This is a genomic window from Treponema pectinovorum (genome assembly GCF_900497595.1).
Lineage (GTDB): Bacteria > Spirochaetota > Spirochaetia > Treponematales > Treponemataceae > Treponema_D > Treponema_D pectinovorum.
In genome coordinates, this window is record NZ_UFQO01000001.1 from 320,842 (window position 1) to 335,811 (window position 14,970).

The 14,970-nt window shown below is 31.4% G+C and carries 12 protein-coding genes; 11 read left to right on the forward strand and 1 reads right to left on the reverse strand.

All coding sequences use genetic code 11. From position 1 onward, the window contains the following. Positions 1-7 precede the first annotated feature (7 nt). Positions 8-802 (forward strand): capsular polysaccharide synthesis protein, encoded by a 795-nt coding sequence (locus tag FXX65_RS01435; protein ID WP_147614772.1) that lies wholly within the window; start codon positions 8-10, stop codon positions 800-802. A 124-nt stretch (positions 803-926) separates the two neighbouring features. On the opposite strand, the gene FXX65_RS01440 is transcribed toward FXX65_RS01435, so the two are convergent. Beyond that, positions 927-1,838 carry a glycosyltransferase family 2 protein gene (locus tag FXX65_RS01440; RefSeq protein ID WP_147614773.1) on the reverse strand — a complete coding sequence of 304 codons (912 nt, stop codon included), beginning with the start codon at positions 1,836-1,838 and terminating at the stop codon, positions 927-929. A 106-nt stretch (positions 1,839-1,944) separates the two neighbouring features. Here FXX65_RS01440 and FXX65_RS01445 point away from each other — a divergent pair, with 106 nt between their 5' ends. The 10 genes from FXX65_RS01445 to yidC all read left to right on the forward strand — a co-directional run bounded on the left by FXX65_RS01445 (position 1,945) and on the right by yidC (position 14,967). Next, positions 1,945-2,775 (forward strand): glycosyltransferase family A protein, encoded by an 831-nt coding sequence (locus FXX65_RS01445; RefSeq protein ID WP_147614774.1) that lies wholly within the window; start codon positions 1,945-1,947, stop codon positions 2,773-2,775. A 100-nt stretch (positions 2,776-2,875) separates the two neighbouring features. Further along, entirely contained in the window at positions 2,876-4,060 is a 1,185-nt protein-coding gene (locus FXX65_RS01450) for a nucleotide sugar dehydrogenase (RefSeq protein WP_147614775.1), read from the forward strand. Between the two features lie 17 nt (positions 4,061-4,077). Next, positions 4,078-5,271, forward strand: coding sequence for a GumK N-terminal domain-containing glycosyltransferase (locus FXX65_RS01455; protein ID WP_147614776.1), 1,194 nt, complete (start codon positions 4,078-4,080; stop codon positions 5,269-5,271). Beyond that, positions 5,261-5,674, forward strand: a complete 414-nt coding sequence (locus FXX65_RS01460; protein WP_147614777.1) for a GtrA family protein — start codon at positions 5,261-5,263, stop codon at positions 5,672-5,674. The genes FXX65_RS01455 and FXX65_RS01460 overlap by 11 nt, the downstream gene beginning before the upstream one ends. A gap of 33 nt (positions 5,675-5,707) precedes the next feature. Then, complete coding sequence (locus FXX65_RS01465; protein ID WP_147612457.1) at positions 5,708-6,625, forward strand: glycosyltransferase family 2 protein; 918 nt, start codon at positions 5,708-5,710, stop codon at positions 6,623-6,625. After that, complete coding sequence (locus FXX65_RS01470) at positions 6,618-7,505, forward strand: ChbG/HpnK family deacetylase (RefSeq protein WP_187116189.1); 888 nt, start codon at positions 6,618-6,620, stop codon at positions 7,503-7,505. Before FXX65_RS01465 ends, FXX65_RS01470 begins: the two co-directional genes overlap by 8 nt. A gap of 126 nt (positions 7,506-7,631) precedes the next feature. Beyond that, positions 7,632-9,254: a glucosyltransferase domain-containing protein gene (locus FXX65_RS01475; RefSeq protein ID WP_147614779.1), complete on the forward strand. Its 1,623-nt coding sequence runs from the start codon at positions 7,632-7,634 to the stop codon at positions 9,252-9,254. A 75-nt stretch (positions 9,255-9,329) separates the two neighbouring features. Further along, a complete protein-coding gene (locus FXX65_RS01480; protein ID WP_147614780.1) occupies positions 9,330-11,078 on the forward strand; it encodes a glucosyltransferase domain-containing protein in 1,749 nt (582 codons plus the stop codon). A gap of 37 nt (positions 11,079-11,115) precedes the next feature. Next, positions 11,116-12,174, forward strand: a complete 1,059-nt coding sequence (locus FXX65_RS01485; protein WP_147614781.1) for a glycosyltransferase family 4 protein — start codon at positions 11,116-11,118, stop codon at positions 12,172-12,174. A gap of 84 nt (positions 12,175-12,258) precedes the next feature. Further along, positions 12,259-14,967 carry a membrane protein insertase YidC gene (gene yidC / locus FXX65_RS01490; RefSeq protein ID WP_147614782.1) on the forward strand — a complete coding sequence of 903 codons (2,709 nt, stop codon included), beginning with the start codon at positions 12,259-12,261 and terminating at the stop codon, positions 14,965-14,967. The last annotated feature ends 3 nt before the right edge of the window (positions 14,968-14,970 follow it).

A 14,970-nucleotide genomic window follows, 5' to 3' on the forward strand; every position in this document is an offset into this window, starting at 1 on the left:
GTTAATCATGTTGCAACTAAAGTATAAATTTGCTTATAAACTGTCTAGTAAATTGAAAAACCGACAGAATAGATTTTTAGACTTTTGTTCAATAAATCTAAACAAATATTACTTTAGAGGAATTCAAAACTACATAAAAGATTTTTATTCTAAAAACGAAGTAAAACAATGTGAAAGCTTTAATTATAATTCAAGCGATTTAAAAAATTGCATTTGGATATGTTGGTTTCAAGGGATAGAACAAGCGCCACAAATCGTAAAAGCATGTATAAACAGCGTAAAATCTGCCTTTCCCTCTAAAAAAGTAATAATTTTAGATGAGTCAAATATCCCAAATTATATCAATTTGCCAAACCACATAATAGAAAAGTATAATGCAGGTATAATTTCCAAACAAAATTTTTCAGATATTTTGCGATTTGCTTTATTAAAAAAATACGGTGGTGCTTGGTTTGATGCAACGATCTTCGCCTTGTATCCTCCAAAAGAAGACATATTCAACTATGAAATATATTCAATAAAAAATAAAAATGGAAACAGGTATAATATTTCGCGCAGACGTTGGACGGCATACCTTTGGATACTAAAAGAAAATGAAAATTATTTTGTGAATAAGGTCTATGATTTTTTTATTTCCTATTGGAAAGTAAATAATTCTTTAATTGACTATTTTTTAATTGACCATATAATTGCATACCTTTATGAAACAGATGCAAAAATAAAAAATATATTGGATAATATACCGCCAAATAATTTACATGTTTCAGATTTTCAAGATATGCTTTTTTTTACCATACGATGAAAGTAGTTTTAGGAATTTAACACAAGACACCTTTTTGGCAAAACTATCTTGGAAAAAATCTTATGAAAATTCAAATGAAGAATCACTCTTTCATAAAATAATTCTACCTTATGTCTATTGAATTTTAGATTTTTCCCCCCCCCGAAAAATTAGAAACTACAACAACAGGATTTTCAGAGGTTTTAAAAGTTTTATAAAATTTCTTTATGTGGCTTTTGCATGTGAGAAGTTTTTTTATGTTTGTATAAGGTAAAAAAAATAAATTTATAAGTTTTTCTTTACGACTTTTAGTTTTTTTCATCAAAGAACAGTAATTGTCAAATGAAAGGTGTCTTCGAGCACATACATCTTTAATTATGCATAAATGCCAAGCATCTGCTTTATATCGGTTATCGTTTAGAGAAATTGAATTGGAGTTATTTCTGTAATAATAAAGAGGTTTGTCAATAAAGGCAACTTTACCTACTTCTTCCAATTTGTAGTATAAATCTTGGTCAACAGCTCTCAATAAAGAAGAATCTATACCTTGAGTATTTAAATACGCTGATTTTTTAAAAGATACAAAATGAGTTATCAAAAAAGGTGTGTCCAGCAAGGTTTTAAAATTTTTCACTTTATCAACTAAGGACGGTGCTACATCTAAAATTTTCATATTAAAATCGCAAAAAATTCTTCTTGAGCCAATTATACTAACATCAGGTTGTTCTAAATGAACTTTAACCATCAATTCAATCGCATCTTCTGCTAAAACGTCATCAGAATCTAGAAAACCGCAAAGTTCACCGTTTGCCATATCTATGCAGTGTTTTTTTGTGTAACCGCAACCTTTATTTTTGGAATTCTTAAAGATATGAATTCTAGAATCTTTAGAGGCAAAGCCTTCGATTATTTCCAATGAATTATCTTTTGAAAAATCATCAACAAATATGATTTCCCAATTTTTATAAGTCTGTTTGTAAACGCTTTGTATACATTCAGTTAAAAACTCAGAATTATTGTAATTAGCAATCAACACTGAAAATAAAACATCTTCCATAATTTTATGATGATAGGAGAAAAAGATAAGAAAATCAATGATAAGTATTTTATTTTCCTTGAACAATTATTATCATTGGATTTACTAAAATAAATAAAGGACAAAAATGATTTTTAATAGATTTACTAAAAGGCTCTCTACAGAATTTTTTAATTTTCTTCCTATAAGAAAAAATGAGAATATAAAAACAGATTTGATAATATCCTTAACGTCTTTTCCTGCACGACTTTCAAAACTTAATATTGTGGTAAGGTCTTTATTGAAACAGACAATTTTACCAAAACGCATAGTGCTTTACCTTGGAAACGACACAAAAGATTCTGATATTCCAAAAAAATTAAAACGTCTTACAAAATATAATTTTGAAATACGAACTGGATACGAAGATATAAAACCTCATAAAAAATATTTTTTTGCCATGCAGGAATTCCCAGAAAATATCATAATTACAGTAGACGACGATTTAATTTACGATAAAAATCTCGTAAACGATTTGCTTGAATGTCATAGAAATAATCCAGACTGCGTATGCGCCCGAAGAGTAAATAGAATTACAAAAGATAGATTAGGGAAAATTGACAAATATTCTAATTGGCAATGGGAATGCAAAGATATTGTTGAGCCTTCTTTTGAACTTCTTGCGACTGGTTGCGGAGGAATTTTATATCCTCCTCATATATTGCAAAAAGAAACTTTTGATGCTGAGGCAATAAAAAAATATTGCTTGAATACGGACGACATTTGGCTTAAGTTTATGGAACTAAAAAATAGAATAAAAGTTGTATGGACAAATTCTAAAATCATTCATCCGCTTGCTATAAGAAAAAGTCAAAAAACAGGATTATTTCACAGCAATGCAAGTTCTGGAAATGTAAATGACATCAATATAAAAAAAATGATTGAATATACTGGTATAAATCCTGCCGATTTTTTTTAGTTGAATGCTAAAAATTTTTCGCAAAATCTCGTAAAAGAAAACAATTCAATTAAAAAGATTTCTTTAATATATAAACAAATTTTGCTATAATCAAAAAATCATGAATATAACAATCGCAGGAACTGGCTATGTTGGCCTTTCAAACGCAATTCTTTTAGCGCAACACAATAAGGTTACGGCTGTTGACCTTGTAAAATCTAAGGTTGATTTAATCAATAACAAAAAATCTCCTATAGTCGATAAAGAAATTGAAGAATATCTCTATCAAAAAAATCTTGACTTAGTTGCAACTACTGATGAAAAAACTGCATACAACAACCCGGACTTCGTCGTCATTGCAACTCCTACAAATTACGACAGCGAAAAAAACTTTTTCGACACTTCTTCTATCGAATCCGTATTAAAAATTATCGAAAAACGATGCCCTGATACCACTGTTGTAATAAAATCAACTGTTCCTGTTGGCTACACAGAAAAAATCTATTCTCGATTTAATATAAAAAATCTGCTTTTTAGTCCTGAATTTTTACGAGAAGGTCATGCCCTTTACGACAACCTCTACCCTAGCCGCATCGTTGTAAGCTATCCTTTTGAAACTCCAAAACTTAAATCTAAAGCTTTAGAGTTTGCTGAACTTTTAAAACAAGGTGCTATAAAAAAAGACATCGCAGTATTAACACCAAATTGCACAGAAGCGGAGGCGATTAAACTTTTTGCAAATACATATCTTGCTCTTCGCGTTGCTTACTTTAATGAATTGGACACGTATTCAGAAGTGAGAGGATTAAATACTCAGCAAATCATAGAAGGAATAAGCCTTGATCCTCGCATTGGAGATTTTTACAACAATCCTTCGTTTGGATACGGTGGCTATTGTCTTCCAAAGGACACAAAACAACTGCTTGCAAATTTCAATTCTGTTCCGCAAAATCTAATCCAAGCGATTGTACAATCTAATAAAACAAGAAAAGAGTTTATCGCTTCGCAAATTTTATCGAAAAATCCAAAGTTCGTTGGAATATACCGCCTAACCATGAAAGCAAACAGCGATAATTTCCGACAAAGTTCCATTCAAGATATAATGAAAATCCTTAGAGGCGAAGGCGTTGAAGTTTTAATATACGAGCCTACCCTTAAGTGCGATAAATTTGAAAAATTCTGTGTGATTCACGATTTTGATGACTTTGCAAAAAAAAGCGATGTGATTCTTGCAAACCGCATGTCAGAAGAACTGTCTAAGGTGTCCGAAAAAGTTTATACTCGAGACCTTTACTCGCGCGATTAATTTTATAGATTTTATTTATGATTAAAAAAATTGTTTTTATAACGACACACAATTGGGACACAAAGCGACAGGGAGGTTTTCATAAATTTGCAGAGGCGACCTGTCTTTCTGGAATCGAAACCATTTTTTTTAGTTTTCCGCGACCATATTATGCTCTTTTTATGAAAAGGGAACAGTTGAATAAGGATGTGATAAAAACTCTTTCCAAGGGCAAATACTACGATTGTATTCAAGGCAATGAAGGAAAAACTAACAGGTTGCTAAACATCACTTACCCTACTTTTAGGCTTCCAGACAGTGCAGGGCGATTTTTAAGCGACAAAGTTATGAACTGGTTTTTGATGCATTCTTTTAAAAGTTTTAAGAGATTTTGTGAAAAATATTTTGAAGGCACAGATTGTTTTGTCTTTGAATCCTGCGAAGGAATTGCATTTATCGATATATTAAAAGAGTATTTTCCAGAAGCAAAAATGATATACCGCCCAAGCGATCCTATGGTTTATGCAACCGTTCCACAGCGCGTGAAAAATCTGGAAAAAAATATCTTATATAAAGCGGATTTAAGCTTAATCGTCAATCAAGAAGGCATTGATTCTTATAAAAAATATATTGAAGATTTTGAAAGCAAGGTTCGCTACGAAATTTTATCAAACGGAATTGACATCGCTTCTTATACAAAAAAATATCCTGTTCCTCAAATGCTTCAAAAACCAAATACCGTTTTGTACGTTGGTGCATGGGAAGTTGAATGGGAACTGCTTTTTTTGGCAGCAGAAACAAATCCAGATTTCAATTACATAGTTGTATGCCCAAATTATCCTTCGTCGGCAATTCAAAAAAAAGTTTGCCAATTCAAAAATCTTTTTTATGTTCCAGGTATTAAGCCTTACGAAGTTCCTGAGTGGATTACAAATTGCAAAGTCGTAATGGTTCCTTATCAAACAGATTTTTACAAAGACCGCCCTTTAGGGATCACCGCAAAATACTATCAAGCTATGGCAGCGCAAAAACCGATTGTTGCCTATTGCGATACTCCAAAATTAAAGGATGTGGGCATAAGCGTAAATTATTCTTATGAAGATTTCATAAAACGAGTCCAACTAGCGATGAAAAAAAATTCTTGCACCTATAAATTTGATTTGCAAGGTCGAGATTGGATTGAAATCTGTAAGAAATTCATAAAAGCGTGCGAGAAAAATCATGAAGATTAAAGAACTGATAGATGTAAAATTACTCAAATTTTTAATTGTAGGTGTAATCAATACTATAGTTGGAGCTGGAACAATGTTTTTGCTTTACAACCTTGCTCATTGTAATTATTGGTTTTCTTCAGCGTGCAATTATATTGTAGGTGGAATTTGCAGTTACCTTTTGAACAAATATTTTACATTCAAAAATCACAAAAAAGGATTTGGCCAAATTATTCAGTTTGTTGTATTGCTTGTTATCTGTTATTTAATCGCATACGTTCTTGCAAAATATTTTATCTATCTTATTTTTTCATCACAAAGCATAAAAGTTAAGGATAATATAGCAATGCTCACAGGAGAATTTTTATATCTAGCAATAAATTACCTTGGACAAAGGCTTGTTGTGTTTAAAAATAAGGAGTAAAATCCAAAAGTAATTTTTATATAAGGATTTTGTATGTCTAAAGTATCACTTATAGTTCCTTGTTATAATGAAGAATCGAATATCACGCCTTTTTATGAAGAAATATTAAAAACTTTTAAATATATAGACGCAGACTTTGAATTAGTTTTTGTCAATGACGGCTCTAAAGATAAAACTTTAGAAAAAATTAAAAACCTGCATAACGATGATAAAAGGGTCAAATGCGTTTCGTTTGCTAGAAATTTTGGCAAAGAAGCCGCTCTTTTTGCTGGCATCAGAAACGTTACAGGCGATTGTGCTGTTATTTTGGATGCTGATTTGCAACATCCTCCTTGCGTAATTAAAGAGATGTTTCAAAAGTGGCAAGAAGGTTTTGAAGTTGTTGAAGGAATAAAAACTTCCAGAGGTAAAGAAAGCATTTTGCACAAAGCCTTCTCTCAAATTTTTTACGGACTTATGAGCAAAGCCGTAAAGATGGACATGAAAAATTCTAGCGACTACAAACTCCTTGACAAAAAGGTCATCGCTCAACTTGCAGCACTAAAAGAGCGCAATACTTTTTTTAGAGCACTTTCGTTTTGGGTTGGTTTTAAGAAGACTACAGTTTATTATGAAGTACAAGAGCGCATGTCTGGAGTTTCAAAATGGTCTACAAAAGCCCTAACTCGCTACGCAATAAACAATGTTATCTGCTTTAGTTATGCACCTTTGCACATAATTGCAGTTGTTGGTTTTATCTTTATTTTGATTGCAATCGGTGTAAGCATAGATGCATTGATAAGTTTTGCAAAAGGTAATGCTGCACAGGGATTCCCTACTATAATCCTTGTTTTGCTTTTAGGATTTGGAGCGACTCTCATTTGTCTAGGAATAATCGGCGTTTACATTGCTCAAATTTATGATGAAGTAAAAGCGCGACCTCAATATGTAATAGGTGAGAAAATTGAGTAGCCAGATAGATTTTCATGCAGACGATTATGCTTTATCACAAAATTCTGACGATGACATAATCTGTCTTTGCAAGGAAGGAAAACTCGACAGCATAAGTATCATTCCAAATTTAGAAATTTTTGAAAGCAGTGTTTTAAAATTAAAGGAAGCACAAAAATCATTTTCCAAAATAATAAAAGTTTCTGTTCACTTAAATTTTATGGAAGGAAAACCTGTATCCAATCGCGAATTGGTTAGGGATTTGGTTGATGAAAAAGGCTTTTTCTGCGTTAGTTGGGGAAAACTTTTAATGTGGAACTATAACCTATTCAAAAGAAAAAAAATAAAAGAACAACTTGCACGAGAAATATCTGCACAGATAGAAAAATGCATTAAAGCAGAAGTTTCAGATATTGATTGTTTAAGAATCGACAGCCACCAGCATCCACACATGATTCCTATCTTTAAAGAAGCGATTTTTGATGCGATAAAAGATAAAAATTACAAAGTAGAATATATAAGAAATACTAACGACCCGATAAGTTTTTATAAAAAATCAAAATCTGAAAAAACAAATTTTAGCAATGTCTTAAAGTGTTTGATTTTAAATCACTATTCAAAAAGTTTTTCTAAAATACTAAAAAGGAACAATCTTCCAGACAGTTATCTTTGTGGAGTTTATTATAGCGGCAAAATGGACGAAAGAATTGTAAACGCACTCCCCATTTTTAAAAGAGAAGCAGTAAAACGCAACCGCAAATTTGAACTTTTATTTCATCCAGGCAGAATGCTAAAAGAAGAGCTCACACAAGAATTTACAAAAGAAGGTTTTGTGGAATTTCATCTGTCCGAAAATCGAAAAGTTGAATATTCCACCTGTAAAAATATGAAAAAGGATTGATTTGTGACTAACAACATTATTCAAATAAAAAAAAATAATCTTGTACTATTTATTTTATCTGTAATAACTTTCCTATTTTTTGCTACCTTATCTTTTAATTATACAAGCAGTCTAATAATCGATTCAATGGATAAGATTATAGGCAGAACTTTACGAGATCCTCAAAAATGGTCAAGGATAATAAAAGGCATATTGCACATACCTGTTTTTTTCTGCGCAATTTTTATTTTTAATAATTTTTTTGCACTTGGAATAAAAAACGCACAAAAAACAAAACAAATTTTTTACAACATTTTTTCAAAATTTAAAAAATCAGATTTTATCGTCTTCATTCTTGTTTTTACGTTTTTCTTTTTCATCGCTTATTATAAAATTATCGATGCTGACTTTTATTATGCAGATGACAAAGCAAGGTTGATAGGAGACGATAAATCTTCATGGATTTCTTTTGGAAGATACGTTTCGGAGTTTTTATCAATTCTTGTTCATACATCTTTTCCACTAGCAGATGTCGCACCTTTAACTCAATTTATTTCAATATTCATAATGGCTTTTTCATTGATGATTTTAACTTTAGTTTTAGGTGTTGGGTTGAAAATTTTAAAGGCAATTCCTTTGACATTTCTTTTTATCTCTCCTTTTTTCTCGCAAGCTTTTTCTTATAGATTTGACAGCATATACATGACTCTTGCTGTTTTTTTTGCATTGCTACCTTTTTTGTTCAAAGAAGATAAAATCACATACATATATTCATCCATCGTATTTTTAGTGCTTTCATGCATGTGCTATCAAGCGGCAACATCTGTCTATATTGTTTTGGTAATTTTTATAAGCTTAGACAGAATAAAAAACAATCAAAACATAAAAGAATCAATTTATTTCATCCTTATTTCTGCAATTTCTTTTTGCTCAGCTCTTCTCATCTATAAATTTCTGTTCGATTGCCCTCCTGCTCCAAAATATTTTGTTCCATCTACAGAAGAAAATTATTTTTCAACTTTGGTTTCAATAAAAATGATTCCCCAAAATATTAAAAATTATGTTTTGATTGTTGCAAATAATGTCGGGGGAATTTGGATAAAAGTTTTTATAATTTGTTCTGCAATAATCTACTTTGTATTTTCAATAAAAAATTCAAAAATCAATAAACTTATTTTTTCAGCACTTTCTATTGTGTCTATAGACCTAGCATTTATACTTTCTTTTGGACCATATATGATATTTGAAAAAACTTTGCTCGCTCCAAGAGTTTTCATGGGTTTCAATATGTTTGTTGGTCTTATTTTATTTTTTTGTATAAAAGATATATTCTTGACCACCGCTTCGATAAAAAGTAAATGGTTATTTTCAATTCCAACGCACTTTGTTATATATGGTTGCATAACCTTTCTATATGTTTACGGAAATTGCCTTTCTCATCAAAAAGAATATTCAGATTTTAGATTCCAACTTATCATAAACGATATGAATGAATATATAAAAGAAGGTGATATTTATATCTCTTTTACAGGAGAATCTACAGAATACTGCCAAGCCTTAGATGTTGCTGTAAAACAGTATCCTATAATAAATATACTTTTGGAAAATCAACCTTCGCCAAATTCCTCTTGGAATGATGACTATCTATATAAATTTAATTTAGTTTCGGAGCAAGGAAATTCAAAAGAAAAACTTCCGCTGTTAAAAGAATCCTATTATCATGATTTATATGGAAAGGATAACCATTTTGTTGTAAATCTAAAAAGATAATTTTGAAAGATACCTTTATAATCATTTTTACAATTACTGAATAAAAAAGACCATAACCGAAAAATTGGAGAAAATATGAAAAAACAAAATAAAATAATCACCTTAATTTTTTCTAGCCTCATAATATTAGCGCTTATTCCTTGTCTTTTTCCTCAGATTCAACATCTAGCGGTTTTATTTGTAGAAAAACTAAAACACGATGACATACACGATTCCTTTTGGATGAAACAGATGTTCGCATTTGCAGCATGCGCAATATTTACGATATTGGTTATAAATGCAGTTTTATTTACGCAAAAAGGCAGAAAAATATTTGAACACAATATAGCATCGTTCAAAAAAATATTCGCTTTGATTAAAGATAATAAAAAGTATCTATTTACAATCTTTCTTTTATATTTATTTGGCTATATAACAATCTTTCGTGCAAATTTTTGGAACAAAGCGATTGATGACCTTGCAAGGCAGATAGAAGGTTCTCGAGATTGGATGAATTGGTACAGATATATTTCTGAAATAGGCTCTATTTTTCTCCATACATCAAAGCAGTTAATTGATATAGCACCTCTAACGCAGTTGATTGCAACTTTTTTTATTGCCCTAGCCTCATTCTTCATAATCCACATATTCAATAAGAGGTTCACTTATTTTTCGTGCATAGCATCTTTACCAGTGGGATTGTTTCCATACTTTCTTTCAAATCTATCCTACAGATACGATTCTCCTTATATGGGGCTTGCAGTTTTAGTTAGCATAATTCCTTTCCTCTTTATTGAAGATAAAACGACTTTCATCACGACTTCTGTTTTGTGTTTATTTTTTATGTGTACTTCATATCAATCCGCATCCGGTATATATATTTTTATGTCTGTACTTTGTGTTTTTAAGATGTGGACACAAGATAAAAAGCCAATACAAGAAATTTTAAAAACAACACTTATATGTGTATTGTGCTACGGATTAACGCTTTTTGTTTTTTCAAAACTTTTCATTCCAAAACCAGATTACGAAGTTTATGCAGACGAAGCGATAAACATCTCTTGCCTAATTCAAAACGCAATAACATATATAAAAAATCTTTTGGCACACTTGTCTGGAACTCCAATTTTCTATTTTTCGATGCTAGTTTTTGTTATCTTTATTGTTCATTCTTTTATCAATACAAATATCAATTGTTTATTTTCAAGTTTTCTTTCTATCCTCGTACTTGTTATAGCGCTCCCTTTTACCTTTGGCTCTTATCTTGCCTTGGAAAAACCACTATATTCAGCAAGGGCTTTTATCGGAATTGGAGTCTTCATTGGCTGTCTTTGTGTAATTTTATTAGATAGTGAAAGTTCAAAATCAAAGAAAATCTTAAACCTTTCAAAAATTGCAACATTTTGTCTTTCATGGTGCTTGATTGCGTTTTCGTTCGCTTATGGAAATGCACAAGCAGATCAAAAAGATTATATACAATTTAGGACAACACTTTTATTAAAAGACCTTTCTGAAGTTGTCGCAGATACAGATAAAGATGTTGAACTTCTATTTGCTGGTGATATTGGGCACTCAAGAACTGTTAAAAACCTTATTGAAGTATATCCTGTTGCAGAAGAATTAATTGACATTGGTTTAACACCTCATAGACCTTCAGAATTCATATTGCAATCTTACAATTTTTGCGAATTAAAGGCTGGAACAAATAACGATTTTAGAAAAGCAGATTTTCCAGTTTTGATTGATAATCAATACAATAAAATTCAAGGTGAAAACAACAGATATCTTATAACTTTTAAAAATCCGCATTTTAAAGTTATACGGACAAGAAATATAGAAGGATAATTTATTTGATTTTTATATAAAAAAATTGGAATAAAAAATGATAGTGATTAACGGTTCTTTTCTGTGCCGAAGTTTGACTGGTATAGAGCGATTTGCTTTTGAAATATGTAAAAATCTCGACAATCTTGTTAGCAAAGATGAAATTGCAATTTTCATTCCTAAAAATGCAAAAGCAAAGATTGAATATAAAAACATAAAATGCATTTATTCAAAAAAAAATTGTAAAAGCTTTCCGATTTGGGATCACATCACTTTTCCTATTTTTCTTAAAAAAAACGGCTTTATTCCGCTCGATTTTGCAAATGTAACTCCGCTTTTTGCTCCAGGTCTTGTTTTTATTCACGATATTTACGCAAAAGTTTTTCCAAAAGATTTTAATTCATTTAAAGAAAAATTGATAAAAACATATATGTGCTCCATGTATAAGCATGCTGTAAAATACGCAAAAAAACTTATGACAGTAAGCGAATTCAGCAAAATCCAAATTGCAGAAGTTTACAATGTAGATAAAAATGAAATTTCTGTAGTTCCAAATGGCTGGGATCATTTTAAAAATATAGATGAAGATAAATCCATTCTCGAAAAGTTCCCAAAATTAAACGGAAAAGAATTCTATTTTACGTTGGGAAGCCTTCAAAAACGCAAAAATTTAAAATGGATTGCTCAATATGCAAAAAATCATCCAGACGAGTTATTTGCTGTTTCTGGAAAAATCGTTTCTGGAATGGAAAGCAAAGAAATAAACGACTTAAAAACTTTGCCAAATGTAGTGCTACTCGGTTACGTTTCAGACGGAGAAGTAAAAACTCTGATGAAAAAATGCACGGCGTTTATTTTTCCAAGTTACTATGAAGGCTTTGGAATTCCTCCACTCGAAGCACTTTCCGTTGGTGCACAAATTGTAGTTTCAAATGCCTCTTGTCTGCCAGAAATCTACGGAAAAACAGCTCACTATATAGACCCAAATAATCCTGAAGTTTCGCTGGAAGAGATTTTAGCGCAACCAGTTTCTTCGCCAGAAAAGATTTTAGAATATTACACCTATAAGAATTCCGCCAAAAAATTGTATGGAATACTCAAAGACTGTAACTATTGAGATAAAAGCCTGTTTTTGTCAATGTTGAACAAAAAAAATTATTGTGTTATAACGGTCAATATTTTCTGGAGATTTTAAGCATACATGTCATTTTCAAGTATTTTGTATACCCTTGTTTTATACCCACTGGTTCAAGTAATTGAAATCGCTTTTCGTATTTTTGACAAACTTTTTGATAATACAGGCATCGCTGTTATTGGCGTAAGTTTTACAGTAACCATATTGTGTCTTCCATTATACATAGTTGCAGAGCACTGGCAGCAAATTGAGCGTGATGTTCAAAAAAAATTAAAACCTGGCATAGCTCGAATAAAAAAGACCTTTTCTGGCGATGAGCAATACATGATATTAAGCACATTTTACCGCCAAAATCACTATCATCCTTTAATGGCATTACGCTCAAGTTTTGGTCTTTTAATACAGATTCCTTTTTTTATGGCAGCGTATTCCTGCCTCTCTAAGATGCCTGCCTTGCAAGGAGAATCTTTTTTGTTTATCACGGATATGGGAAATCAGGATGCGATTTTTCATATCGGAAACTTTCCTGTAAATATACTTCCAATAGCGATGACGGTTATAAACATAATCGCTGGGGCAATTTATACGAAAGGGTTTCCCATTAAAGAAAAAATCCAAATTTATGGCATGGCGCTCGTTTTCCTGGTAATCTTGTATTCAAGTCCTGCTGGGTTGGTTCTTTATTGGACGATGAATAATGTTTTTTCTCTCGTTAAAAATATCTTCTACAAGTTAAAAAATCCTTTAAAAGTTCTTTATTATTGTGCTATAGCAGGAATTCTTTTTATTGCAGTTTATGTCCTTTTTATTTACGACGGAGGGGCGAGCATGCAAAAGCGTTTAAAAGCGGTAATTCCTATGCTGATGATTTTGCCAATTCCTTTGTATCTAAAACTTATAAAGTGGTTTTTGGATTTTCCTCTTTCAAGCCTTGTAGAAAATAAAAAGTTGCGATTGAATCTGTTTTTATTTTCAAGCCTTGCACTTACGGTTTTAGCAGGTCTTGTTTTGCCATCTTCATTGATTTCTTCTTCAACTCAAGAATTTTCAAATGTGGGAACTTTGACCTCGCCTACGATTTATTTTAACTGGTCATTTTGGCAGGCCGCAGGTCTTTTCTTATTTTGGCCGTGTTGTATTTATTTTCTTTTTGGGAAAAAATTGCAGTCGATTATAGCCTGTTTTTTTGCGATTGCTCTTTCTTGTGCAGTTATAAACGCCTTTGCTTTTAACGGAAATTATGGCTCAATGGACATAACCTTAAAATTTATAGGCGGAATGAATAACCCATCAAAACTATTTATGCTTGCAAATACGCTGGTTATCCTTTTAACTGCTGTGATAATCATCGGTTTATTCAAATTTAAAAAAGCCAAAATCGTAAATTCTTTGATTTTGATTGCGCTCTTTTCTTTTGTCGCACTTTCAACGATAAACATCACAAAAATAAAAAAAGCGTATGCTGAATATTCAAAAATCGTTGCTTCAAAAAACGGCAAAGCAGAAATGAAAAGCGATTTATCAGCTAAATTTCATTTTTCAAAAACTGGCAAAAATATTGTGCTTGTAATGCTAGACAGAGCGGAAAGTTCTTATTTTGAAGATATTTTGCATGACAGACCAGAATTGTATGATATTTACAGTGGCTTTACTTTTTACAGAAACGCTTTATCATGCAATGGGCACACTTTGATGGGCTCACCCGCAGTCTACGGCGGTTATGAATATACCCCAGACGAAATCAACAAACGCTCAGATGTACCATTAAAACAAAAACACAACGAAGCATTACAAGTTTTACCAACTATTCTGACAAAACAAGCAAATTTCAATGCAACCCTAACAGACTTATCTTGGGCAAATTATAGCTACGATGCTGATATGAGAATATTTGAAGGGAAAGAAAATATCCAAGGCTATAAATTATGTGGAAGATATACAGGAGATTTTAAAAAACAATTTTTAGGTTCGGCAAAAACAGGATTTCTTTCAGACGGTTTAAAACGAAATCTTTTTTGGGTGAGTTTATTTAGAACTTCTGCTGCAATCGTTAGACCTGTCGTGTATTATAAAGGTTCGTGGTGGGCAAATGAAATAACAAGCGACGTAGATTTATTCGTAGACTGGTATGCAATTCTTCATTACTTGCCACAGATTACGGATTTTTCAAACGAAAAAGATAATCTAATTGTTATGACAAATGAAACAACTCACACAGGACAAGACATATCTTATATGAACTTAACTGATGAAAAAAGTCTTTCTGTAAAAACAAAAGAAGATGATTGTTATGCTATAGATGTTGTTTCTCTTGAAGCGTTGGGAAGATGGTTTTCTATGCTAAAAGAAAATGGCGTCTACGATAACACAAAGATTGTAATAGTCGCAGACCACGGAATTGGCTACGGAGCAAGAAGTAAAAAAGATTATGATGTTCCAGATGTAAACGGATATCCAAAAGATCACTTAAATCCACTTTTCCTCGTAAAAGATTTTAATGCCACTGGAAAATTAAAAACCGATATGACCTTTATGACAAATGCAGACACAATCGAGTTTCTTTTAAAAGATGTCGTAGAAAATCCAGTAAATCCTTTTACCAATAAAAAAATAACATCTGAATCAAAAAAAGACGGTGTCATTGTTACAATAGATGATATGTTTATGCCACATCACACTAGAAGCAAATATGTTTTTACTGTGGATAAAGATTCTTGGTATAAAGTTAAAGACGATATATTTAAAGATGAAAATTGGCAACCTTATCAAAAATAAACT

Excerpts from the sequence above, each read along its gene's own strand:
- FXX65_RS01435 (WP_147614772.1), top strand. The coding sequence starts at position 8 with ATGTTGCAACTAAAGTATAAATTTGCTTATAAACTGTCTAGTAAATTG.
- FXX65_RS01440 (WP_147614773.1), bottom strand. The coding sequence starts at position 1,838 with ATGGAAGATGTTTTATTTTCAGTGTTGATTGCTAATTACAATAATTCT.
- FXX65_RS01445 (WP_147614774.1), top strand. The coding sequence starts at position 1,945 with ATGATTTTTAATAGATTTACTAAAAGGCTCTCTACAGAATTTTTTAAT.
- FXX65_RS01450 (WP_147614775.1), top strand. The coding sequence starts at position 2,876 with ATGAATATAACAATCGCAGGAACTGGCTATGTTGGCCTTTCAAACGCA.
- FXX65_RS01455 (WP_147614776.1), top strand. The coding sequence starts at position 4,078 with ATGATTAAAAAAATTGTTTTTATAACGACACACAATTGGGACACAAAG.
- FXX65_RS01460 (WP_147614777.1), top strand. The coding sequence starts at position 5,261 with ATGAAGATTAAAGAACTGATAGATGTAAAATTACTCAAATTTTTAATT.
- FXX65_RS01465 (WP_147612457.1), top strand. The coding sequence starts at position 5,708 with ATGTCTAAAGTATCACTTATAGTTCCTTGTTATAATGAAGAATCGAAT.
- FXX65_RS01475 (WP_147614779.1), top strand. The coding sequence starts at position 7,632 with ATGGATAAGATTATAGGCAGAACTTTACGAGATCCTCAAAAATGGTCA.
- FXX65_RS01480 (WP_147614780.1), top strand. The coding sequence starts at position 9,330 with ATGAAAAAACAAAATAAAATAATCACCTTAATTTTTTCTAGCCTCATA.
- FXX65_RS01485 (WP_147614781.1), top strand. The coding sequence starts at position 11,116 with ATGATAGTGATTAACGGTTCTTTTCTGTGCCGAAGTTTGACTGGTATA.
- yidC (WP_147614782.1), top strand. The coding sequence starts at position 12,259 with ATGTCATTTTCAAGTATTTTGTATACCCTTGTTTTATACCCACTGGTT.